General features: G+C 67.4%; 20 protein-coding genes and 1 pseudogene. 11 read left to right on the top strand and 10 right to left on the bottom strand.

The window, feature by feature from the left end; genetic code table 11:
* The first annotated feature begins 132 nt into the window (after positions 1–132).
* From pyrB to C471_RS00415, 3 genes are all read left to right on the top strand, one after another.
* On the top strand, positions 133–1074 hold the full coding sequence (pyrB, locus tag C471_RS00425; protein WP_004045758.1) for an aspartate carbamoyltransferase: 942 nt from the start codon (positions 133–135) through the stop codon (positions 1072–1074).
* Positions 1071–1529: an aspartate carbamoyltransferase regulatory subunit gene (gene pyrI, locus C471_RS00420; RefSeq protein ID WP_004045756.1), complete on the top strand. Its 459-nt coding sequence runs from the start codon at positions 1071–1073 to the stop codon at positions 1527–1529. The genes pyrB and pyrI overlap by 4 nt, the downstream gene beginning before the upstream one ends.
* A 262-nt stretch (positions 1530–1791) precedes the next feature.
* On the top strand, positions 1792–2652 hold the full coding sequence (locus C471_RS00415; protein WP_004045755.1) for a hypothetical protein: 861 nt from the start codon (positions 1792–1794) through the stop codon (positions 2650–2652).
* 262 nt (positions 2653–2914) lie between these two features.
* Here the strand turns inward: C471_RS00415 and C471_RS00410 are convergent, their stop codons facing one another.
* Complete coding sequence (locus C471_RS00410) at positions 2915–3961, bottom strand: threonine aldolase family protein (RefSeq protein WP_004045753.1); 1047 nt, start codon at positions 3959–3961, stop codon at positions 2915–2917.
* Positions 3962–4111: 150 nt separating this feature from the next.
* On the opposite strand from C471_RS00410, the gene C471_RS00405 reads away from it, so the two are divergent.
* Together C471_RS00405 and C471_RS00400 are read left to right on the top strand one after the other, a co-directional pair.
* Positions 4112–5647, top strand: a complete 1536-nt coding sequence (locus C471_RS00405) for a carboxypeptidase M32 (protein WP_004045751.1) — start codon at positions 4112–4114, stop codon at positions 5645–5647.
* A gap of 181 nt (positions 5648–5828) precedes the next feature.
* Entirely contained in the window at positions 5829–6743 is a 915-nt protein-coding gene (locus C471_RS00400) for a hypothetical protein (protein WP_193366101.1), read from the top strand.
* Positions 6744–6825: 82 nt separating this feature from the next.
* On the opposite strand, the gene C471_RS00395 is transcribed toward C471_RS00400, so the two are convergent.
* Entirely contained in the window at positions 6826–7440 is a 615-nt protein-coding gene (locus C471_RS00395) for a hypothetical protein (protein WP_004045748.1), read from the bottom strand.
* A gap of 88 nt (positions 7441–7528) precedes the next feature.
* Positions 7529–8197: a DUF7509 family protein gene (locus C471_RS00390; RefSeq protein WP_004045746.1), complete on the bottom strand. Its 669-nt coding sequence runs from the start codon at positions 8195–8197 to the stop codon at positions 7529–7531.
* 107 nt (positions 8198–8304) lie between these two features.
* On the opposite strand from C471_RS00390, the gene C471_RS00385 reads away from it, so the two are divergent.
* Positions 8305–8697: a winged helix-turn-helix domain-containing protein gene (locus C471_RS00385; protein ID WP_004045744.1), complete on the top strand. Its 393-nt coding sequence runs from the start codon at positions 8305–8307 to the stop codon at positions 8695–8697.
* A 135-nt stretch (positions 8698–8832) separates the two neighbouring features.
* Here the strand turns inward: C471_RS00385 and C471_RS00380 are convergent.
* A pseudogene (locus C471_RS00380) lies at positions 8833–10016 on the bottom strand (3-dehydroquinate synthase II).
* Between the two features lie 121 nt (positions 10017–10137).
* Between C471_RS00380 and C471_RS00375 the strand changes: the two are divergent.
* Entirely contained in the window at positions 10138–11814 is a 1677-nt protein-coding gene (locus C471_RS00375) for an HTTM domain-containing protein (RefSeq protein WP_049908891.1), read from the top strand.
* Between the two features lie 24 nt (positions 11815–11838).
* On the opposite strand, the gene C471_RS00370 is transcribed toward C471_RS00375, so the two are convergent.
* The 4 genes from C471_RS00370 to trpC form a co-directional block, all read right to left on the bottom strand.
* Complete coding sequence (locus tag C471_RS00370) at positions 11839–12630, bottom strand: 2-amino-3,7-dideoxy-D-threo-hept-6-ulosonate synthase (protein ID WP_004045740.1); 792 nt, start codon at positions 12628–12630, stop codon at positions 11839–11841.
* Between the two features lie 83 nt (positions 12631–12713).
* The gene (gene trpA, locus C471_RS00365; RefSeq protein WP_004045738.1) at positions 12714–13589 is read right to left on the bottom strand and encodes a tryptophan synthase subunit alpha; all 876 of its coding nucleotides are present in this window, start codon (positions 13587–13589) and stop codon (positions 12714–12716) included.
* Positions 13590–14894 carry a tryptophan synthase subunit beta gene (gene trpB / locus C471_RS00360; RefSeq protein ID WP_004045736.1) on the bottom strand — a complete coding sequence of 435 codons (1305 nt, stop codon included), beginning with the start codon at positions 14892–14894 and terminating at the stop codon, positions 13590–13592. It lies immediately after the preceding gene.
* Positions 14891–15742 (bottom strand): indole-3-glycerol phosphate synthase, encoded by an 852-nt coding sequence (gene trpC / locus C471_RS00355; RefSeq protein ID WP_004045734.1) that lies wholly within the window; start codon positions 15740–15742, stop codon positions 14891–14893. The genes trpB and trpC overlap by 4 nt, the downstream gene beginning before the upstream one ends.
* A 135-nt stretch (positions 15743–15877) precedes the next feature.
* Here trpC and C471_RS00350 point away from each other — a divergent pair, with 135 nt between their 5' ends.
* A complete protein-coding gene (locus C471_RS00350) occupies positions 15878–16342 on the top strand; it encodes an MGMT family protein (RefSeq protein WP_004045732.1) in 465 nt (154 codons plus the stop codon).
* Positions 16343–16450: 108 nt separating this feature from the next.
* On the opposite strand, the gene C471_RS00345 is transcribed toward C471_RS00350, so the two are convergent.
* Entirely contained in the window at positions 16451–16915 is a 465-nt protein-coding gene (locus C471_RS00345; protein ID WP_004045730.1) for a DUF302 domain-containing protein, read from the bottom strand.
* Between the two features lie 125 nt (positions 16916–17040).
* Here C471_RS00345 and C471_RS00340 point away from each other — a divergent pair, with 125 nt between their 5' ends.
* Both C471_RS00340 and C471_RS16750 read left to right on the top strand, forming a co-directional pair.
* Positions 17041–17469, top strand: coding sequence for a desampylase (locus C471_RS00340; RefSeq protein ID WP_004045726.1), 429 nt, complete (start codon positions 17041–17043; stop codon positions 17467–17469).
* An 89-nt stretch (positions 17470–17558) separates the two neighbouring features.
* Positions 17559–18287, top strand: coding sequence for a hypothetical protein (locus tag C471_RS16750; RefSeq protein WP_152421787.1), 729 nt, complete (start codon positions 17559–17561; stop codon positions 18285–18287).
* Between the two features lie 49 nt (positions 18288–18336).
* Here the strand turns inward: C471_RS16750 and ubaA are convergent, their stop codons facing one another.
* The gene (gene ubaA, locus C471_RS00335) at positions 18337–19200 is read right to left on the bottom strand and encodes an SAMP-activating enzyme E1 (protein WP_004045723.1); all 864 of its coding nucleotides are present in this window, start codon (positions 19198–19200) and stop codon (positions 18337–18339) included.
* Between the two features lie 250 nt (positions 19201–19450).
* Between ubaA and C471_RS00330 the strand changes: the two genes are divergently transcribed.
* Positions 19451–19714: a MoaD/ThiS family protein gene (locus tag C471_RS00330; RefSeq protein WP_004045721.1), complete on the top strand. Its 264-nt coding sequence runs from the start codon at positions 19451–19453 to the stop codon at positions 19712–19714.
* Positions 19715–19731 lie beyond the last annotated feature (17 nt).

The following is a 19731-nucleotide window of genomic DNA, read 5'->3' as shown; positions in this document are numbered from 1 at the left end:
CGGACCGTGCTGACGCGCCCCGCACTCTGCGAATCTCGAAGCCGCCGATCGCGACCGTATCCACGGACGTGAACACCCTCGTCGAGGGCCGAGCCGAGGGATTCAAGATACTGCCGGTCCCCTTCTCCGACGATGCGTCAGGACCACCTCATCACCGCGACCCAGCTCTCGCGGGATGACATCGAGGCGGTGCTCGACCGGGCCCGCGAGGTCGCCGACGACCCCGCCGCCTACGCGGACCGGCACACCGGGCGCGTGCTCGCACTCTGTTTCTTCGAGCCGAGCACGCGCACCCGGATGAGCTTCGACAGCGCGGCAAAACGCCTCGGGATCGACACGATCGACATGGGCGACGTCGACTCGTCGTCGGTCTCGAAGGGGGAGTCGCTCTCTGACACCGTCCGCGTCATCGAGGGCTACGCGGACGCGCTCGTGCTCCGCCACCCGAGCGAGGGCGCGGCGACGCTGGCCGCGGAGCAGGTCTCCGTCCCCGTCGTCAACGCGGGCGACGGCGCCGGCCAGCACCCCTCGCAGACCCTCCTGGACCTCCACACTATCCGGGAGAACCACGGGCTCGACGACCTCACGGTCGGGATCATGGGCGATCTGAAGTACGGACGCACCGTGCACTCGCTGGCCGCGGCGCTCACGGAGTTCGACGCCAACCAGCACTTCATCAGCCCGGAGTCGCTGCGGCTCCCTCGCTCGGTCCGCTTCGACCTCCACGAGACCGGCGCGCAGATCCGCGAACACGAGGAGCTCGAACCGGTCCTCGACGAGCTCGACGTGCTGTACGTCACCCGGATCCAGAAGGAGCGGTTCCCGGACGAGAACGAGTACCATCGCGTCGCGGGCGAGTATCAGATCGACGCCGAGACGCTCGACGCCGCCCCCGACGACCTCACCGTGATGCACCCGCTCCCGCGCGTCGACGAGATCGCACCCGACGTCGACGAGACCGACCACGCGACGTACTTCGAGCAGGCGCACAACGGGATCCCAGTGCGGATGGCGCTGCTCGACACCTTACTGGAGAACGCCGAGGCCGCCGAGGGGATGGAGGTGGGTCGATGAGCGACCACGAGCTTCGCGTCTCGAAGATCCGCGACGGGACCGTGATCGACCACGTCGAGGGCGGGCAGGCGCTCAACGTGCTCGCGATCCTCGGTATCGACGGCTCCGAGGGACACGGCGTCTCCGTCGGGATGAACGTCCCCTCGGACCGGCTCGGCCGCAAGGACATCGTGAAGGTGGAGGAGCGCGAGCTCTCGCAGTCGGAGGTCGACGTACTCTCGCTCATCGCGCCCGAGGCGACGATCAACATCGTCCGCGACTTCGAGGTCGTCGAGAAGAACCGCGTCACCCGCCCCGACAGCGTGACGGGCGTGCTCTCGTGCCCGAACCGCAACTGCATCACGAACGCCGACGAGCCGGTCGACACCCGGTTCGACGTGGTCGCCGACGGCGTCCGCTGCGACTACTGCTCGACGATCCTCCGCGCGGACATCGCCGATCACATCGACGTGTGACGGCGGGAGGTCATCCGCAATCGACGAGGGCTCCGGTAGATTTTAGCGCCCGCCGCTCAACACGTCAAGTATGAGCAAGAAACTGAAGCTCGTCTTGGTCCTGTCGTTGGTCGCGCTCGCCTACTTCCTGTTCGCCGGCGACAAGGAGCCGGTCGAAGTCGAATAACCGGGGCGCAACGCGCTCCCTCTGCCGGATCGTTCGCCAATCACCTCCGCGGGCGGATGCCCGCCGTTTTTACCCGTCGATCTCGTAGCGGCGCGCATGTACGGGGTCGTCACGCGCAACGCCGACGAGGTCGAGATGGAGCCGTTCGACCTCGGCTTCTACGAGGTGAAAGACGTCACGGGACGGGCGGCCGCGCCCCTACCGAACGCCGTGAACATGGTGTCGTGTTTCGGCGACAACGCCGCGGCGAGCGAGAATCCCGACCTCGTTCCGGTCGACGAGCGCGGCGAGCCGGCGACCCGCGACCGCGACTACTTCGACTGGGCGTACATCTGTCCGACCCACTCGGAGTACCGCGAGGGGTTACTGGAGATCATCGAGGACTGCGCCGCCGAGAACGAGGACGTGCGCCTCGACGACGTGGGGTTCCCGCGGGAGGGGTTCTGTCACTGTGACCGCTGTGAGCGACTGTTCGCCGAGAGCGACCGCGAGGACTGGGACGACTGGCGCGCCGACGTGATCACCGAGTTCGTCGCCGACGCGGCCGACCGGATCCCCGGACGGGTGTTGCTCACGCTGTACCCCGATCCCTACCCCGGCCACCTGCGGGCGCGGGCCGGACTCGACCTCGACCGGCTCGCCGAGCACGTCGACGAGTTCGTGGTCCCCCTGTACGACACCGAGTACGCCACGACCTACTGGCTGGAGACCGTCGCCCGGGGGTTCCGCTCGCGGCTCGGCGGCGACTACGACGTGCACGGCGCGCCGCCGGAGACGCCGTTCTCGCTGGAGCTGTACGCGGTCGAGGTCGACGTGGACGACTTGATCCACGCCGCGGAGGTCGCGGAGCGGTACGCGAAGGACGTGTTCTTCGGCTACGACGCCAACAACGCGGCCGCTGCCCTCCGCCGGAAGGACGCCGACACGCGCGAGGGCGAGGTCCACCGGCCCGACTGACTCGACCGGCACGTCCGGCACGGGTCGTCTCGACCGACGCGATCGGAGCCGCACGAACGAGGGTTTAAGTACCGGAGCGGCCGACACCTATTCGACCGGCCGCCGGTGTGCGACACAACTGGTCGTCTCGCGTTCGCGTGGGGCGGTCACCTTTCAACGTCCGCACCGTAGCGGCGGTCGCCCTACACGCTGAGCCGGTGGCTCGTCGATCGGTTCTCCGAGATGACTCGTGAACGACCCCAGTGACGCTCATAAACCGTAACTACGCCAGCGTCCCGATCACGCCGCCGATCCGTTCGATCGCGGCGTCCACGTCCTCGCGGTCGACATCGAGGTGGGTGGTGAACCGCGTCGTGTACTCGTCGAACTCCACGCACCCCACGCCGGCGTCCTCGCAGGCCGCCACGAGGTCTGCTGCGGGAATCCCCGACGCCTCGGTGTGCGCGACGACGATGTTGGTGTCCGGCTCCGGCGCGCTGACCCCGTCGAGGGCGTCGAGGCCGGCCGCGAGCCGCTCCGCGTTGGCGTGGTCGTCCGCGAGGCGGTCGACGTTCTCCAGCGCGAGCAGGCCCGGCGCGGCGATCATCCCGGCCTGTCGCATCCCGCCGCCGAACAGCTTGCGGACGCGTCGGGCCGCCTCGACGAACGCCTCGTCGCCGGCGACGATCGAGCCGACCGGCGCGCCGAGCCCCTTCGAGAGGCAGAACGAGACGGTGTCGACCGGCGCGACGATCTCGCTCGCGTCGACCCCCAGCGCGACCGCGGCGTTGAACACGCGCGCGCCGTCGAGGTGGACCGGCACGTCGGCCTCGCGGGCGACCTCGGCGGCCGCCGCGATCCGGTCGACCGGGAGCGCCGTCCCGCCGCGGTAGTTGTGGGTGTTCTCCAGCGAGAGGAGCCCGGTGCCGGGGCGGTGGAGGTCCTCGTCGACGAGCCCCTCGCGGACGGCCTCGGGCGCGGGGACGCAGCGCTCGCCCGCGTCGATCGTCCGGGTCTGGGTGCCGGAGAGCTTCGCCGCGCCCGCGAGCTCCCACCGGTAGACGTGGGACTCACGCTCCAGGAGGAGCTCCTGTCCGGGATCGGTGTGGACGTGGACGGCGATCTGGTTGGCCATCGTCCCCGAGGGGACGTACAGCGCGGCCTCGGTGCCGACCGCGTCGGCGGCGCGGCGCTCCAGCTCGTTGACGGTGGGGTCGTCGCGGTACACGTCGTCGCCGACCTCGGCGTCGCGGGCGGCCTCGCGCATCGCCTCGGACGGCGTCGTAACGGTGTCGGATCGCAGGTCGAGGAACTCGTCGGCTTCGGGCATCTGTTGGCGGCGGTTCGTCGGCCGAGCGGAAATAGGTCGCGTTCCGGGCGGGCTCGACCGCCGTTACGCGGCGAGACACCGTTACGCGGCGGGAGAGTGTCGGCTTCCGCGTTCGGTCCCTTCTTAACCGCCGCGGCCGATCTCCGGCGTATGGCAACGGAAGCCGCACCCGACGACGAAGCCGACGCAGCCGACGCTCCCGCCGCGTACGACGCCCTCCTCGACCGCGTTCGGCGCTGGAACACGGTCGGGAGTGCCGCCGGCGTCCTCGGGTGGGACCAGCAGGTGATGATGCCCGAGGGCGGCACCCCCGCCCGGTCGAAGCAGCTCTCGACGCTCTCGTCGATCCGACACGACATGGTGACCGACGAGGAGACGGGCGAGCTGCTCGACGAGCTCGACGACGCCGACCTCACCGACGAGCGGGCGGCGGTCGTCCGCGAGGTCCGCCGCGAGTACGAGCGCGCCGACGCCGTCCCCGTCGAGCTGGTCGAGGAGATCTCCGAGACCGGGACGGAGGCCCTGCAGGCGTGGGAGGAGGCGAAGGCCGAGGACGACTTCGAGACGTTCGCGCCGCACCTGGAGAAGCACGTCGAGCTGAAACGCGAGTACGCCGAGCACATCGACCCCGACCGCGACCCCTACGAGGTCCTCTTCGAGGAGTTCGAGCCGTGCCTCTCGATGGAGCGCGCGGAGGCGATCCTGACCGAACTCCGCGAGACGCTCGTCCCCATGATCGACGCGATCCGCGAGTCCGACGCCGACCTCGCCGTCGACACCTTCGAAGGGAGCTTCCCCGAAGAGGAGCAGGAGGCGCTCGCGCGCGAGACCCTCGAACTGGTCGGCTACGACTTCGACCGCGGTCGGCTCGACGTCTCATCGCACCCGTTCACCGCGGGCAACCAGTTCGACTGCCGGGTGACCACCCGGTTCGACGAGTCCGACCCGCTCGGCGCGATCGGCTCGACGATCCACGAGTTCGGCCACGCGCAGTACAACCTCGGCCTCCCGCAGGAACACTTCGGGACCCCGCTCGGTGAGTCCCGCGACCTCTCCGTCCACGAGTCGCAGTCGCGGCTCTGGGAGAACCACGTCGGTCGCAGCCGGGCGTTCTGGGAGCTCTTCTTACCGACCTTCCAGGAGCACTTCCCGGAGACCGACGACGCCACCGTCGAGGACGCGTATCAGGCGTTCAACCAGGTCCACGAGGACAACCTCATCCGCGTCGAGGCGGACGAGCTCACCTACCATCTCCACATCGTCGTCCGGTTCGAGATCGAGCGCGACCTGGTCCGCGGCGACCTCGCGGTCGAGGACGTGCCCGAGGTCTGGAACGACAAGTACGAGGAGTACCTCGGGATCCGCCCCGACACCGACGCCGAGGGCTGTCTGCAGGACATCCACTGGAGCCACGGCAACTTCGGCTACTTCCCGACCTACTCGCTCGGCTCCGTGATGGCCGCCCAGCTGTTCGAGGCCGCCGAAAGCGAGATCGACGACCTCGACGACAAAATCGCCGCGGGCGAGTTCGACGACCTCCGCGAGTGGCTCGGCGAGAACGTCCACCGGCACGGCTCCCGCTACGAGACGAACGAACTGGTCGAGCGCGCCACCGGCGAGGAGTTCTCGGCGGACGCCTTCACTGACTACGTCGAGGAGAAGTACGGCGAGCTGTACGGGATTTGACACACACTCCGAGTTAAGCGGCGAGCTGGTAGCCTTGTGCTCTCTCAATATTTTCCTCAATTAACTGTTAAATAAGACGGTTGTTCTCCTCAGAAATATCAAATCTTATTAATATTATGGCCCGCTCAATACTGTGTAACTCATTAAGTTTCAATATGTCAACCCGTCGTTATCGAGGTGAATGCGAGACGGCTCTCGTCGCTCTTTGCTACAGAGCATCGGTTCGGTCGCTTTCGGAGGTATCGCACTCAGTGGCACCACCACGGCAGCCCCGGGGAACGGAAAGGGGTCCAATTCGGGGAAGTCCAATTCGGGGAATGGCCGCGGCGGTGGGTTCCCGCCGAAGGGTATCACCGAGTGGGGCGATTCGATCGAGATCGGCAACGGCGAGATCTCGACGTTCTCCTCGGTCACTCCCTCCGGCAAACCGAAGGCCGTCGGCGTTCACTTCGCCGACGGAACCTTCGATGCCCTCCCGTACGCCGAGGACTTCGAGAGCGGTGACGCAACGGGAATGAAGATCCACGGCGGTTTCTGGTCGAAGCCGTTCAACCTCGACTTCCCGGAGAACACGCCGGAGCCGATCAGCTACGCCGGTTGCGGTTGGAACCCGGGAGGTCACACACCCCGCGGAGTCTACGACAAACCGCACTTCGACCTCCACTATCACTTCTACGAGCCCGACCCCGTCAGTCAGATTGCCCCGGGTGTCATCGAAGACCTTCCGGATGAGAAGATTCCTGACGGGTACCAGCTCATTGAGGGCGGCGCCATCGTCCCCAAGATGGGCGCACACCTCGCTCCGGAAGACGCACCCGAGTTCGACGACCGGAACGAGGCCAGCGACTGGCAGGAGACCCTGATCTGGGGTGTCGCCGACGTGGACGACGACGGCGAGTACGAGAACAACTACGTCGAGCCGATGATCACGCTGGACTACTTCGAGAACCACCTCGACGGCGTCGAGAAACAGGATATCCCCCAGCCCGATGTCTACCCGAAGGAGGGACATTACCCAACGACCTACACGGTGCGCGATCTGGGCGACGGCGGCTACGCCGTCGTGATGGAGGGATTCGAAGAGCGATCGGCCTGACTTCGACGTCGAATCGTCTGCCGTCTTCGGTGGTCCGGGACGCTACGAGGGCGTATTTTTAAACGGCGACGCCGACACCTCGTTAAATTCCCAGCCTGAAGCCGGTCATCAGGACGATCAGCCCGAGCATGACGGCCGCCTCGAACAGGCCGACGACGAGGTTCTTCTTCTCGATCGATTCGAGCCGCGAGGCGTCCGGGTTCGGCGAGAGCGTCTCGTAGTACGCGCTGAGCTGCAGCCGGTGCGGGACCGCGAGCCCGAACGCGAACAGCCCCCAGCCGACGCCGAGCGCGAGTCCCGACCACGTTCCGGCGAAGCCGTAGCCGAGCCCGAGGTCGGGCGTCAGGAGCACCGTCCCCGAGAGCACCGTCGTCAGCGAGAAGCCGACGAGGAAGAACACGGCCTTCGGAATGAGCGCGGTGTTCACCGCGGCCGTCGCCTCCTCGTCGAGCCCGCCGAGCGTCGGGCCGATGAGCGCCGGGAAGATCAGCGCGAACCCGAACCACACCGCACCCGCGGCGACGTGCGTGTAGAAGAGCAGTTCGGTGCTCGAAAGCAGGAGGCTCGCGGCGAGGAACGCCAGCGGAACGAGGAAGCACCCGGCCGCAAACGCCGGGTTCGCGGCCGCTGCGAGGTGTTGAACGCGTTCGACGACGTTTTCCTCTGCGACGCGACTGGTCTCGTGACTGACAGCCATGTGACGACGATCATTCATTTATCTGATAGTAGTTGTGATCGACGCAATCACCGAAACGCAACGCCCGGCGTAAACGAGACGCCCGAGATCAGTCTTTCTTCGGAAGCGAACCGTACAGTTCCTCGTTCAGAATGTGCGTGCTGAACTGTGCACAGAGACGGCAGCAGTCGGCCGCGTCGGAGAACGTTCGCACGCTGGCGTCCCACCGAGCGTGAACCGATCCGAGCATCGCGCTCCGCACGGACGGTTCGGTTGCGACCATCATTCGACGCGCTCGCTCCGGCGGCGTCGCCTGGGCCGCAGGTCGCTCCATCTCCTCGGTGGCCAGCAGATCTTCGAACACGCTTCCGATCTCGATCCCGACGCCGAGGTTGTCGCCCACCTGCGGGGCGATGAAGACGGTCACGTTGCTCGCTCGCGCGAACGCGATGCTCTGTGTCGCCGCGTCCATCTCCTCCAGATCGATACCGACGTCGATAGCGAGGAAGGCGTTGAACCCCCGATCGCGAAGGCACTCACGGGTTTCTTGGAGGAGTCGCAAAACCTCGTCTTCCGCGTACTCGCCACTGTCCTCGTCCCACATCGCGAACGAGGGGACCGAGGGTTCCACGTCGGCGTCGTCCGGCAACGCCGCGTCGACGTCGAAGGTCCGATACGGACCCATCAGATAGACGAGGAACCGATCGCGGCGAACCGGAGAGAGGGCCTCCGAATCCCCGTCTGACCGCGGAAGCGCATCGACGATTCGATCCCGCATCTCTGTAGTCGTGCCGTACGGATAGTATATAAATATCGGGTTTTTCAAAATTATTCTACTAGAGAACGATTAAGTGAACCGCGGCCTATCGCCTTCATGAGAAACGTATGGGTGACACAGATCGTCGGTCTCCGGGCGAGATTCACCGTCCCGAGCCGCCGCTCCCGGAGGAGAGCGGGCTGACGCTCGACGAGTACCTCGCGATGCAGCAGGCGATCGGGCATCCGACCCGATTCCGTATCCTCCGAACGCTCGTCGCGAACGACGAGCTGAGCGCGACCGACCTGAAACGGGTCGTCGACGCCGACCCGCCTAACTTCCACTACCACCTCAGCGAACTGGTCGATGTCGGGCTCGTAGAGAAGCGTCAGCGACGGACCGCCGACAGTCAGGGATTTTACACGTACTACCGGCCGACCGGAATGGGACGCGGGATCCTCGAACACGGCGTCGAGGAGCTGATGCGACGCGAGCGCGAGTTCGACGACGCGTATTCGTGAACGCGCTCTCGATCACGGGATAGCGGCGCTCGCAGTTCCGCCGTTCGCCTACGGGACTTCCCGTGCGGTCGGTCTCGCTGCTCGCCGGCCGAGGGCCGGCTCGCTATAGTGGGGTCGAGCGTATGGGCGACCCCGCTACTTCTCGATGATGCTCTCCTCGACCGCCTCGCCGAAGTGGCGCGCCACGTCCTCGTAGTAGACGAGGGCCTCGTCGCCCTCCTCCAGGTCGGTGACCGCCTTCTTCCCGTCCGCAGTCGCGACCTTCACGGTCTCGGCGTTCTGGATGAGCGTCTCAACGCGGTCGACGCCCTCCTCGGTCTCGACTTCCGCCTGAATCCGGAACATCGGGCGCTTCTCGATCTTCACGCGCCCGACGATCGCCTCGCGGGTGTGGCCCGCGGTGTCGACGACCTGCACCTCGTCGCCGCTCGTCAGCTCAGCGAGGTAGTTGGTGCCGCCCTCGGCGTTGCGGACGTACGCGTGGACGGCGCCGGCGTTCACGCGAAACGGGCGCGACTCGACGTACGGCGACTCGGCGGTCTCGGCGTGGACGAAGAACAGCCCGCGCGACATCGACCCGACTAACATCCCCTCGTCGTCGTCCATCAGCGACCCGGTGTCGATGCAGACGCGGTCGGCCATCCCGGTGCGCTCGACCGCGGTCACCTCGGCGTGTCGGAGGTCCAGCGTCTCGCGGTCGGCGGCGTCGCGGGCGTCGACCGCGCCGCGGATCTCGTCGGGCGAGTCGGCGTCGAGGAGAACGCCGTCGGCGCCGATCTCCAGCGTCTCGAAGGCGGTCTTCGCCTCCGCGGCGGTGGTCGCGCCGGCGACGAGGTGCGTCTCCTCGCCGACCCGCGCGATCAGGTTCTCCAGCGGGATGATCGACCAGTCTTCGCCGACGACCACCGTGAACTCGGCGTCGGTGGCGGCCTCCTCGGCGANATCAGAGATGTGTATAAGAGACAGGTGCCGAGCACTCGGACGTACACGCCCTGGGCGCGGTCGTCGCGCCGGCGGACGGTCGTGAGGTCCGCGGAGCCCGACAGGTCCTCGGGCATGTCGATGGTGCCGTCGCCCTCGCCGCCTTTCCCGACGAAGTAGGCGTCGGCCTCGGCGTCGCTCTCGGCGTCGTCGATCACGTCGGCGTCCGACCGGAACGCGGCGACCGAGATGTCGCCCAGGTCGCGGACGCGCCCCACGTCGCTCTCGTCGACGAGCACCCAGTCCGCGCCGGCCTCGATGGCGGCCGTGATCCGTCGCTTGCGCGCCTCCCAGTCGCCGACGTCGCCGTCGGCTTTCACCCAGACCGTGCGTGTCATTGTCGGAACCTCACGGCGGGCGGGCTTGAAAACTGCGAAAGGGTCGGGCGTTGCGCGTGACGGCGCGGAGGACGACAAAGCACTTATCACTGAGATCACATCGTTCCATTCACACCACCGAATGACGCAACCAGGCCAGCGCCTCTCGAAAGCGCGCTCCCGATACGCCGCGGTGCGCGAGTCCCTCCGCGAGCGCGCCACGCCGCATCTCGGGATCGACCCGAGAGCCCTCGGCGCCTTCCGAATCGCGGTGGCGCTCTTCCTTCTCGCGGACCTGCTGGTCTATCGGATTCCCGCGGTAAGCGCGTTCTACACGGACGACGGCGTCCTTCCCCGCTCGACGCTCGCCGAGATATACCCGCTGTTAGAGACCGTCTCGATCCACGCGATGTCCGGTTCGGCGCGGGTGCAAACGGGACTGCTCGCGGTCGGGGCTTGCGCCGCAGTCTGCCTGCTCGTCGGCTATCGAACGCGGGCGTCGACGGTCCTCTCCCTCGTCCTGCTCGCGTCGCTGTACGCTCGGAACCCGTACGTGATCAACGGCGGGAACACGATCCTTGTCGTGGTCCTGTTTTTGAGCCTCTTTCTCCCGCTCGACGCTCGCTGGTCGGTCAGTGCGGGCCGCCGGAGCGGCCGTACCGATCGGGACGACGCCGACGAACGAGGAGCCGACGAACGAGGGGCCGACGAGCGTGGGGCCGACGAACGAGGGGCCGACGAACGAGGAGCCGACGAGCGTGGGGCCGACGAGCGTGGGACCGACGAGCGAGCGGGCGGCGTCGCTCCGCGAGTTTGTTCTATCGGAACGGCCGTCACGCTCCTGACGCTCGTGTCGATCTACGCGGCGAACGCGGTCTCAAAGTTCCGGAGCGACGCGTGGATGTCGGGTATCGCCGTCCCTCGGATCTTCCAGTTAGAGGAGTTCACCGTGGGACTGGGACCGTTCGTCTCGGAACACGCCGCGGTTCTCGCGACGGTGAACTGGCTCTGGGTCGCGCTCCTTTCGGCGTCCGTGCTGCTGATCGCCGCGACCGGGCGGCTCAGGGTCGGCGTCGCCCTCGCGTTCGTCTCCGCACACATCGGCATGGCCGCGACGATGCGGCTCGGCGTGTTCCCGTTCGTCATGATCTCGGTCCTCCTCCTGTTTTTCCCGCCAGGGGCCTGGGACCGCGTTGAGGCGGTCGCGTCGAAGCGGCGCGGATCCGATCGACCCGCGGAGGCGGACCGTCCGTACCGAAGTGACGGCGGAGACGAGACCGGAGTCGACCGAAGTGGCGGCGACGGCGCGGCCGACACCGCCCCGCCGGATCCGTCGCGGGTTCGCCGCGGGGTCCGGGTGGGAGCTACCCTGGTGCTCGTGAGCTTCTTCCTCGCGCTCGTGTGGTGGCAGGCCGCGGGAGTCGGGCTCGTCGACCTCCCGGCGTCGGAATCAGCCGGCGAACTGTCGGAGGTGAGCTGGTCGTTCTTCGCGCCGAACCCGCCGGACGCCTCCAGCTGGTACGTCGTCCGAGGAACGCTCGAATCGGGCGAATCGATCGACGTTCGCGACGGGCGGGCGGTCACGTACGACCGACCGCCGGACGCGGCCGAGACGTACCCGACGACCCTCTGGCACCAGTTCGGATTCCGGATGAAGAACGCCGGAGAGGCGCGATATCGGCCGGTGGCGGCGTACGTCTGTGAGCGATCGGACCGCAGCCTCGCGTCCGTGACCGTCTTCCACGTCGAGCAGGCGGTCGGTCCGAGCGGGCCGGTCGGGGAGCCGGAGCCGCAAAGGCAGGTGCGCGTCGCCTGCTGATCCGAGACCTCGGGGCGGAGCGGGTTACGCCTCCACGAACCCGCCCGCGCGCAGCGCCTCCTCCACGCCCGCGTCGTCGTGGACGACCGCCGACACCGCGCGGGCGATCCCCTCGGGGTCCCCGTGCTGGAAGATCGACCGCCCCATCGACACGCCGGCCGCGTCGCCGTCCATCGCGCCGCGTACCATCTCCACGGTGTCGCGGTCGGTCCCCTTCGAGCCGCCGGCGATGACGACCGGGAGCCGGGTCGACTCCGTGACGCGCTCGAACGAGTCGCCGTCGCCGGAGTACCCCGTTTTCACCACGTCGGCGCCGACCTCCTCGGCGAGCCGCACCGCGTGCCCGAGCGACTCGGGGTCGGTCTCGTCGACGCCGGGGCCGCGCGCGTACGCCATCGCGAGCACCGGGAGGCCGAGACGGTCGGCGTCGGCGGTCAGCTCCGCGAGCTCCTCGATCTGCTTCGGCTCGTGGTCCGACCCGACGTTGATGTGGAACGAGACGGCGTCGGCGCCCGCGCGCACCGCGTCCTCGACGGTGCCCGTGACGCGCTTGTCGCTCTCGTCGGGGCCGATCGTCGTCGACCCGTTGAGGTGAACGATGTAGCCCGCGTCGTTCTTGTTCTCGTGGACGCGCGGCGCGATCCCCTTCTGGGTGAGCACCGCGTCCGCGCCGCCGCTCGTCACGCCGTCGATCGTCGATTCGATGTCGACGAGGCCGTCGACGGCGCCCATCGTGAGCCCGTGGTCCATGGGGACGATGAGGTACCGGTCGTTCGTAGATATGCGGTCGAGTCGTGCCGAGAGTCCTGCTGTCATGATGGTGTCGGTCGTTGTGTGAGTGTGTGGCAATCGTAGGTAAGTCGGTTTCGTTCGGGGACGTTATTGGCTCGAAGCCGCGGTCACCGCGACTCCGCCGTCTCGGCGCGCGCGTCGTAGCCGCGCTCCGCGCCCGCCTTCAGCTCCCGCGAGAGCGCCTCCAGACGGTCGGCGACCTCCGCGGTCGACAGGTCGTTCTCGACGCCCTCGGCGACGATGTCGACGAGCGCCGAGCCGACGATGATCCCGTCGGCGCCGCCGGCGACGATGCGCTCGGCGTGCTCGCCCGCCGAGATGCCGAACCCGACGGCCTTCGGCACGTCGTACTCGCGGAGCCGGTCGAGGCTCTGGGTGGTCTGATCGGAGACGTCGCTTCGAGCGCCGGTGGTGCCGAGCCGCGCCTGCACGTAGACGTACCCCGACACCCGGCTCATGATCCGGTCGAGCCGGTCGCCGACCGTGGTGGGCGCGACGATGAAGACGAGGTCCAGCCCGAACTCGTCGCAGGCCTCCCGCAGCGGGTCGGCCTCCTCGGCCGGGAGGTCGGGGACGACGAGCCCCTCGATGCCGGCCGCGGCGGCGCGCTCGACGAACGGCCTCGGACCTGACTCCGAGCCGTATTGGTAGATCAAGTTGTAGTACGTCATGCAGACGAGCGGCGCCTCGACGTCTACCTCCTCCGCGAACGCGAAGAACCGGTCGGGCGTCATCCCGGCGTCGAGCGCGCGGACCAGCGCCCCCTGAATGGTCGACCCCTCCGCGATCGGCTCCGAGAAGGGGAGCCCGAGTTCGATCACGTCCGCGCCGCCGCGGTCGAGCGCCTCGACGTACGCCTTCGAGGAGTCGTAGTCCGGGTCGCCGACGGCGAGGTACGGGATGTAGGCCGGGCCGTCGGCGAACGCCTCGGCGATGGCCTCCGAGTTGCCGGTCTCCGCCGACTCCGCGCTCGGGTCCGCCATTCAGATCCCCCCCGTGAACATCGACATGTCCGGCGCCTCGTCGATGTCGCGCTTGTCCGTCTCCTCGATGGCGGCGTCGAGGTCCTTGTCGCCGCGCCCGGAGACGTTCACGACGACGCGCTCGCCCAGCTCCTCGTGGTGCTCCTCTAAGAAGCCGAACGCGTGCGCCGTCTCCAGGGCGGGGATGATCCCCTCCGTGCGCGAGAGCCGGTGGAACCCCTCCAGCGCGGCGTCGTCGTCGACGGCGACCGGACTCACCCGCCCCTCGTCGACGAGGTACGCGAGCTCGGGGCCGACGCCGGCGTAGTCGAGCCCGGAGGAGATCGAGTGGCTCTCCATGATCTGCCCGTCGGAGTCCTGCAGGAGCTTCGTGCGGGCCCCGTGGAGAACCCCCTCGTCGCCCGCGCACAGCGACGCGGAGTTCGGCGCGACGCCCGCCTCCTCGTCGACCTCCAGCGTCGAGCCGCCGGCCTCGACCGCGTGCAGGGCGACCGCCTCGTCGTCGACGAAGTCGGCGAACGCGCCCATCGTGTTCGAGCCGCCGCCCGCGCAGGCGACCACGTCGGTCGGGAGGCCGCCGGTCTTCTCGATCGCCTGCTCGCGCGCCTCCTCGGAGATGACCGCCTGGAAGTCGCGGACCATCACCGGGAAGGGGTGCGGGCCGACGATCGAGCCGATGACGTAGTGGGTGTTCTCGACGGTGGTCGCCCAGTCGCGCATCGTCTCCGAGATGGCCTCCTTCAGCGTGCCGCGGCCCGCGGTGACGGGGTTCACCTCGGCGCCGTTGAGCTTCATCCGGAAGACGTTGGGGCGCTGGCGGTTGATGTCCCGCTCGCCCATGTATATCTCACAGGGCATGTCGAGGTGGGCGGCCGCCATCGCGGTCGCGGTGCCGTGCTGGCCGGCGCCCGTCTCCGCCACGATCCGCTCTTTGCCCATGTACTTCGCCAGCAGAACCTGTCCGAGCGCGTTGTTCAGTTTGTGCGCGCCGCCGTGGACGAGGTCCTCGCGCTTGAGGAACACGTCCGTGTCGTAGCGCTCCGAGAGCCGGTCGGCGCGCTGGAGCGGCGTCGGCCGGCCGCCGAAGTCCGCGAGGCGCTCGCGGAACTCGTCCATGAACCCGTCCTCGTTACCGAGAACGTAGCGCTCGTAGGCGTCCGTCAGCTCCTCGATCGCCGGCATCAGCGCCTCGGGGACGTACTGGCCGCCGTAGCGGCCGAACTTCCCGTCGTCGCGGCCGCGCTCGCGGCCGGGTCGTCGCGCCCGTTCCGTCTCGTCCGTCGTCCGCGTGTCGGTCTCGCTCATGTGGATGTCTCCGTGGTGTCTCGGGTGTCGCTCTCGTCGTTCGCGCCGTCTCCGTCGGCGTCCGAACCGACCGCACCGCCCCTCGCCTCCGCCCGCACCAACTCGCGCGTGTTCGCCTCTACGTCGCCGTCCATGATCGCGCTCCCGACGAGGAGGGCGTCGGCGCCCGCCGCGCGCATCCGGCGCACGTCGGCGGGCGAGCCGATCCCGCTCTCGGCTATCAGGGTCACGTCGTCGGGGACGCGGGGCGCCACCGACTCGAAGGTTCCGAGGTCGACGACCAGCTCGGCCAGATCGCGGTTGTTCACGCCGACGAGCGTCGCGCCCGCGTCGAGCGCGCGCTCCAGTTCGTCCCGGTCGTGGACCTCGACGAGCACCTGGAAGCCGCGGTCGCGCGCGGCGGCGAGCAGGTCCGGGAGGTCGTCGCCGACGAACCGGGCGATAAGCAGGACCACGTCGCTCTCGACGGCGTCGAGCTGCGCCTCGGCGACGACGAAGTCCTTCCGGAGGACGGGCACGTCGACCGCCTCGCGCACGCGTTCGAGGGTGTCGGTGCTCCCGCCGAAGTGCGCCGGCTCGGTGAGCACGCTGAGCGCGGCCGCGCCGCCGGCGACCATCCCCTCCGCGAGCGCGACCGGGTCGTCCTCGCGGGTGCCCTCCGTCGTCGGGCTCGTGGGCTTCACCTCGGCGATCACGGGGACGCGCCCGTCCGCCTCGGCGCGGTCGAACGCCGCCCGCAGGCCGCGCGGCTCGACGGCGACCTCGCCGGATCGGCCCTCGGCCGCCCGGTCCCGGGCCGCCGACAGGATCGATCTGACCGCGGGAGCCAGCTCGGTTTGATCCTCCATTAGTGTACACTAATGCACGTATCTGTTCATAAGGCTTGCGGGCGCGGTCGTCTCGGCGCCGGGTACGCTCGCGACGCCGACCTCCGGGTCGGGCGTCTCCCGTCGATTTAACCGTCGCGGTCACGGATTACGGGTATGGACACGACGGGAACGTCGGGCGTTTTCGCCCGCGAGTTCGACGGGATCGGACGGGCGATCGAGGTCGGTTTCGCCGGCGGCCGCGTCATCTCGGTGTCGTTCCCGGCGACGGCGCCGGCGGACGCGGCCGCGGACCACGACCTGCTCGACCGCATCGAGGCGCACCTCGGCGGCGAGCGCGACGCGTTCGACGACGTGGCGACCGGGCTCACGGTTCCCACCGACCGGCGGGCGGTCCTCGAAGCGCTCGAAACGATCCCCTACGGCGAGGAGGTCTCGGTCAGTCGCCTGACGCGACTGGCCGCGCTCGACGCGGACGACCCGGAGGATTTGGAGTTGGTGACGAGCGCGCTCCGCGAGAACCCGATCCCGATTCTCTTCCCGGACCACCGCGTGCAGGGCGGCCCGTACGCCACGCCGGGCGACGTGCGCGAGAAACTGCGGCGCGTCGAAGGGCTGTAACGCGCGCCGAAGGGTTGTAACGCGTCACCGCGCGGATCGCGGCCTGAATGGCGACGGCGGCCTCGGCCACGACCGACTCGCTACTTTCGGCCCGCTACTTCCGGCCCGCTACTTCCGGCCGTGCTCCTCGATGTTGTCCCAGACGACGGCCATCAGCTCGCCCGTCTTCTCGACGAGGTCGTCGACGGCGTCGCCGCAGTCGCCCGGCGCGCAGCCGAGGTCGCGGATCGCCTTCGTCGCCGACACGTGGTGGACGTGAACCAGGTCGTCGCCCTCACGCTCGTACACGAGCGTGGTGCACGGGAGCATCCCGGCGAGCGTCGGGTCGATCGAGAGCGCGTCGTACGCGATCTCCGGGTGGCAGACCACGATCAGCGCGGTGCGCTCCACGTCGTCGTGGCCGAGCATTCCCCCGATCATCTCGTCGAGTCGAGTGACGCGGACCGTCTCGAAGTCGGCCAGTTCGTGTTCGATCTGTACGAACGGGACCGCGTCGTCGAACGGCACGTCGAGGGTCGTGTGGAGCGCCTCGTCGGCGGTCGGCGCGGGCGATTCGGCCGCAGTGTCGCTCATACGGGCGCTTCCGGAGGCGGCTGTAAAAAGTCACCGCGCCGACCAACCCCTGCCGCTACCTCGGACGGGACGCGTCGCTTGCCGGACGGGACGGACTTATCCGGCGGAGCGGCCTGGCATCACCCATGATCGAGCTCTCACGGGCGGCGTACGACGACATCGTCTACCACGCGTACGGCGGCGGCGAGGCGGAGATCTGCGGCGTGCTCGCCGGCACCCACGGCGACGACGGGGAGCCGAGCGTCGTCACTGACACGTATCAGGCCGAGAACGTGGCCGAGACGCCCCAGATCCGGTACCTGATCGATCCCGAGGAGCAGTTCGAACTCATCGAGGCGATCGAGGACGACGGGCTCGACGTGGTGGGGTTCTATCACTCGCACCCGACCGGGCCGACCCACCCGAGCGAGACCGACGCCGCGCGAGCGACGTGGCCCGGCCACTCGTACGTCATCTGCGCGCTGGACGGCTACCCGTTCGTCGGCTCGTGGCGCTGGCGCGGCGACGACGAGGGGTTCGAACAGGAGACCGTTTCCGTGCGGAGCGAGCGCTAAGAGATAATATACCACGCACAATAGCGACAGCAGATCTGATTCGGATTATCTATTTACACTAACCACTCATATGTCTGTACAAATTATAGATGGATTACGACTCATCTAACCCCGGTGGACCCGATTTAGACACCTCCGCTCTCCATGAGGAGTACAATAACGCGAAAGAGCGACTGAATCAGCAGAGAAACGTTCTAACAGCATTCGCAAAAGAAGCACGGCAGACATTACGTATAATTCTAGTTCTCGCCGGCTTACTTGTCTCTTCTATCACGGTGTATTCTACACGAACTGGTACAGATAATTGTAGTGTGTACGTAATACCCGATTATTGTCTAAGTCAATTCGGGATATTGACCCTCTCTGGGCTTGCGCTTGCGATTAGTGCGATATGTAACGGCATGATCGGTACAGAAGCGAGGGCGATTGGTTCGATTGGCACGGTTACAGATATTGAGGGCGTTCTCACTGGAGACACCAAGTCGGAACAAGATTATCTGAGAGAACGTTTGAGACGCTATCGAGATAGGATTGAGCGCAATAACGGCGTGATCCAGTCACTTGAGACACTACTTGCGATTGGGAAGTTAAACATCTTCGTTGGAATCCTCGGCCTAACAACGGCCGGAATTGCCACAATAACCGATCCAATTGAGTGGTATGTGACCTTCCTGGGCCTGGCGATCAGCGGCCTTTTCTTTCTAATTCTCGGACGTGCGATGCCTGATGAATATATAAAACGAGACTCCGCTGTTGATGGCGACAGCTATCTCAGAAGTCTACTTCTGACTGAGAAAGATGCAGAGGATAAAGAATAGACCGCGCAAATCTGTCCGTTCTGCTGTCGAATTTTGATTCTTTTGCCGGTCAGTCGCTCGCTTCGATCTCGGGCTCCGCCTCGTCGTCGCCGCCGACGTCGATCGCGCAGGAGGCGGTGTACTCCACGTCGTGGACCGACTCGATGGCGGGGTCGTCGCCGCAGACGGGGCAGTCGTCGCGCTTGGGGATCTCGACCTTGTCGAACTCCATGTCGAGCGCGTCGAAGAAGAGCATCGAGCCGTCGAGCGTCTCGCCCTCGCCGATGATGTGTTTGACCGTCTCGGTCGCCTGCAGGCAGCCGACGGTGCCGGGGAGGACGCCGAGCACGCCCGCGGTCGCGCAGTTCGGGACCATCCCTTCCGGCGGCGCCTCGGGGAACAGACACCGGTAACACGGCGAGTCGTCGTCGCCCGCGAACGTGGTCACCTGCCCTTCGAACTTGAAGATCGAGCCGTGCGAGAAGGGGATCCCGGCGAGCGTGCAGGCGTCGTTGACGAGGTACCGCGTCGCGAAGTTGTCCGTCCCGTCGACGACGAAGTCGTAGCCGTCGATGAGCTCCTCGATGTTGTCGGGCCGGACGCGCAGTTCGTGTTTCCGCACGTCGATGTCCGGGTTGAGCTGTTCGACGAAGTCGGCGGCGGAGTCGACCTTCTTGCGTCCCACGTCGTCGTTTCCGTGAATCACCTGGCGCTGGAGATTCGACAGCTCCACCTCGTCGTCGTCGGCGATCCCGAGCGTGCCGACGCCGGCGGCCGCGAGGTACTGGATGATCGGCGCGCCGAGCCCGCCCGCCCCGAGCACGAGCACCTCGGCGTCGAGCAGGGCCTTCTGCCCCTCGGGACCCACGTCGTCCATGATGATGTGTCTGGAGTACCGGTCGAGCTGGGTGGGATCGAGATCGAGATCGCTCATTCGGTACCCCTTGGCGCCGGAAACCCATAAGCCGGCCGCCCGCCTGAGGAACTGCCGCCTTCTCGGAGATGCGATCGCGACGAACGACCGATCCGTGGCGTCCCGCCGCGAACTGAGCGGGTCGCGTCTCGACGGCGATCGACGGAGACGACCGGCACTCTCCGTTTTTTCGTCCGACGAGCCGTGTTAGACCGGGGTGTACATTGCCGTCGGCGGGTCCCTTTTTGAGGAGGACGGCGAACCGGGGGGTATGGCAACGATCAAACTGCCGGCCGTGCTGGTCGGGGGATCCTCGACCTCCGAGGTCGAAGTCGCCGGCGAGACGGTCCGCGAGCTGTTCGAGAACCACGCGGACGAACACGGGCCGGAGCTCAGAGACAGCGTCGTCGAGGACGGCGAGATCAAGGAGTTCATCAACGTCTACGTCGAGGGAACGCCCGTCGACGGCCTCGATGCGGACGTGCCCGACGACGCGCAGGTCCGGGTCATCCCGGCGGCCAGCGGCGGGCGATAGGACCCCGACGGCCAGCG

This window comes from Halorubrum saccharovorum DSM 1137 (assembly GCF_000337915.1).
Lineage (GTDB): Archaea > Halobacteriota > Halobacteria > Halobacteriales > Haloferacaceae > Halorubrum > Halorubrum saccharovorum.
This window is presented reverse-complemented; position numbering and strand designations above follow the sequence as displayed.

Excerpts from the sequence above, each read along its gene's own strand:
- C471_RS00375 (WP_049908891.1), top strand. The coding sequence starts at position 10,138 with ATGACGCAACCAGGCCAGCGCCTCTCGAAAGCGCGCTCCCGATACGCC.
- C471_RS00330 (WP_004045721.1), top strand. The coding sequence starts at position 19,451 with ATGGCAACGATCAAACTGCCGGCCGTGCTGGTCGGGGGATCCTCGACC.
- C471_RS00410 (WP_004045753.1), bottom strand. The coding sequence starts at position 3,961 with ATGCCCGAAGCCGACGAGTTCCTCGACCTGCGATCCGACACCGTTACG.
- C471_RS00390 (WP_004045746.1), bottom strand. The coding sequence starts at position 8,197 with ATGCGGGATCGAATCGTCGATGCGCTTCCGCGGTCAGACGGGGATTCG.
- pyrI (WP_004045756.1), top strand. The coding sequence starts at position 1,071 with ATGAGCGACCACGAGCTTCGCGTCTCGAAGATCCGCGACGGGACCGTG.
- C471_RS00340 (WP_004045726.1), top strand. The coding sequence starts at position 17,041 with ATGATCGAGCTCTCACGGGCGGCGTACGACGACATCGTCTACCACGCG.
- C471_RS00395 (WP_004045748.1), bottom strand. The coding sequence starts at position 7,440 with ATGGCTGTCAGTCACGAGACCAGTCGCGTCGCAGAGGAAAACGTCGTC.
- C471_RS00370 (WP_004045740.1), bottom strand. The coding sequence starts at position 12,630 with ATGACAGCAGGACTCTCGGCACGACTCGACCGCATATCTACGAACGAC.
- C471_RS00345 (WP_004045730.1), bottom strand. The coding sequence starts at position 16,915 with ATGAGCGACACTGCGGCCGAATCGCCCGCGCCGACCGCCGACGAGGCG.
- C471_RS16750 (WP_152421787.1), top strand. The coding sequence starts at position 17,559 with ATGGATTACGACTCATCTAACCCCGGTGGACCCGATTTAGACACCTCC.
- C471_RS00350 (WP_004045732.1), top strand. The coding sequence starts at position 15,878 with ATGGACACGACGGGAACGTCGGGCGTTTTCGCCCGCGAGTTCGACGGG.
- C471_RS00400 (WP_193366101.1), top strand. The coding sequence starts at position 5,829 with ATGCGAGACGGCTCTCGTCGCTCTTTGCTACAGAGCATCGGTTCGGTC.
- pyrB (WP_004045758.1), top strand. The coding sequence starts at position 133 with ATGCGTCAGGACCACCTCATCACCGCGACCCAGCTCTCGCGGGATGAC.
- C471_RS00385 (WP_004045744.1), top strand. The coding sequence starts at position 8,305 with ATGGGTGACACAGATCGTCGGTCTCCGGGCGAGATTCACCGTCCCGAG.
- trpA (WP_004045738.1), bottom strand. The coding sequence starts at position 13,589 with ATGGCGGACCCGAGCGCGGAGTCGGCGGAGACCGGCAACTCGGAGGCC.
- trpB (WP_004045736.1), bottom strand. The coding sequence starts at position 14,894 with ATGAGCGAGACCGACACGCGGACGACGGACGAGACGGAACGGGCGCGA.
- ubaA (WP_004045723.1), bottom strand. The coding sequence starts at position 19,200 with ATGAGCGATCTCGATCTCGATCCCACCCAGCTCGACCGGTACTCCAGA.
- trpC (WP_004045734.1), bottom strand. The coding sequence starts at position 15,742 with ATGGAGGATCAAACCGAGCTGGCTCCCGCGGTCAGATCGATCCTGTCG.
- C471_RS00415 (WP_004045755.1), top strand. The coding sequence starts at position 1,792 with ATGTACGGGGTCGTCACGCGCAACGCCGACGAGGTCGAGATGGAGCCG.
- C471_RS00405 (WP_004045751.1), top strand. The coding sequence starts at position 4,112 with ATGGCAACGGAAGCCGCACCCGACGACGAAGCCGACGCAGCCGACGCT.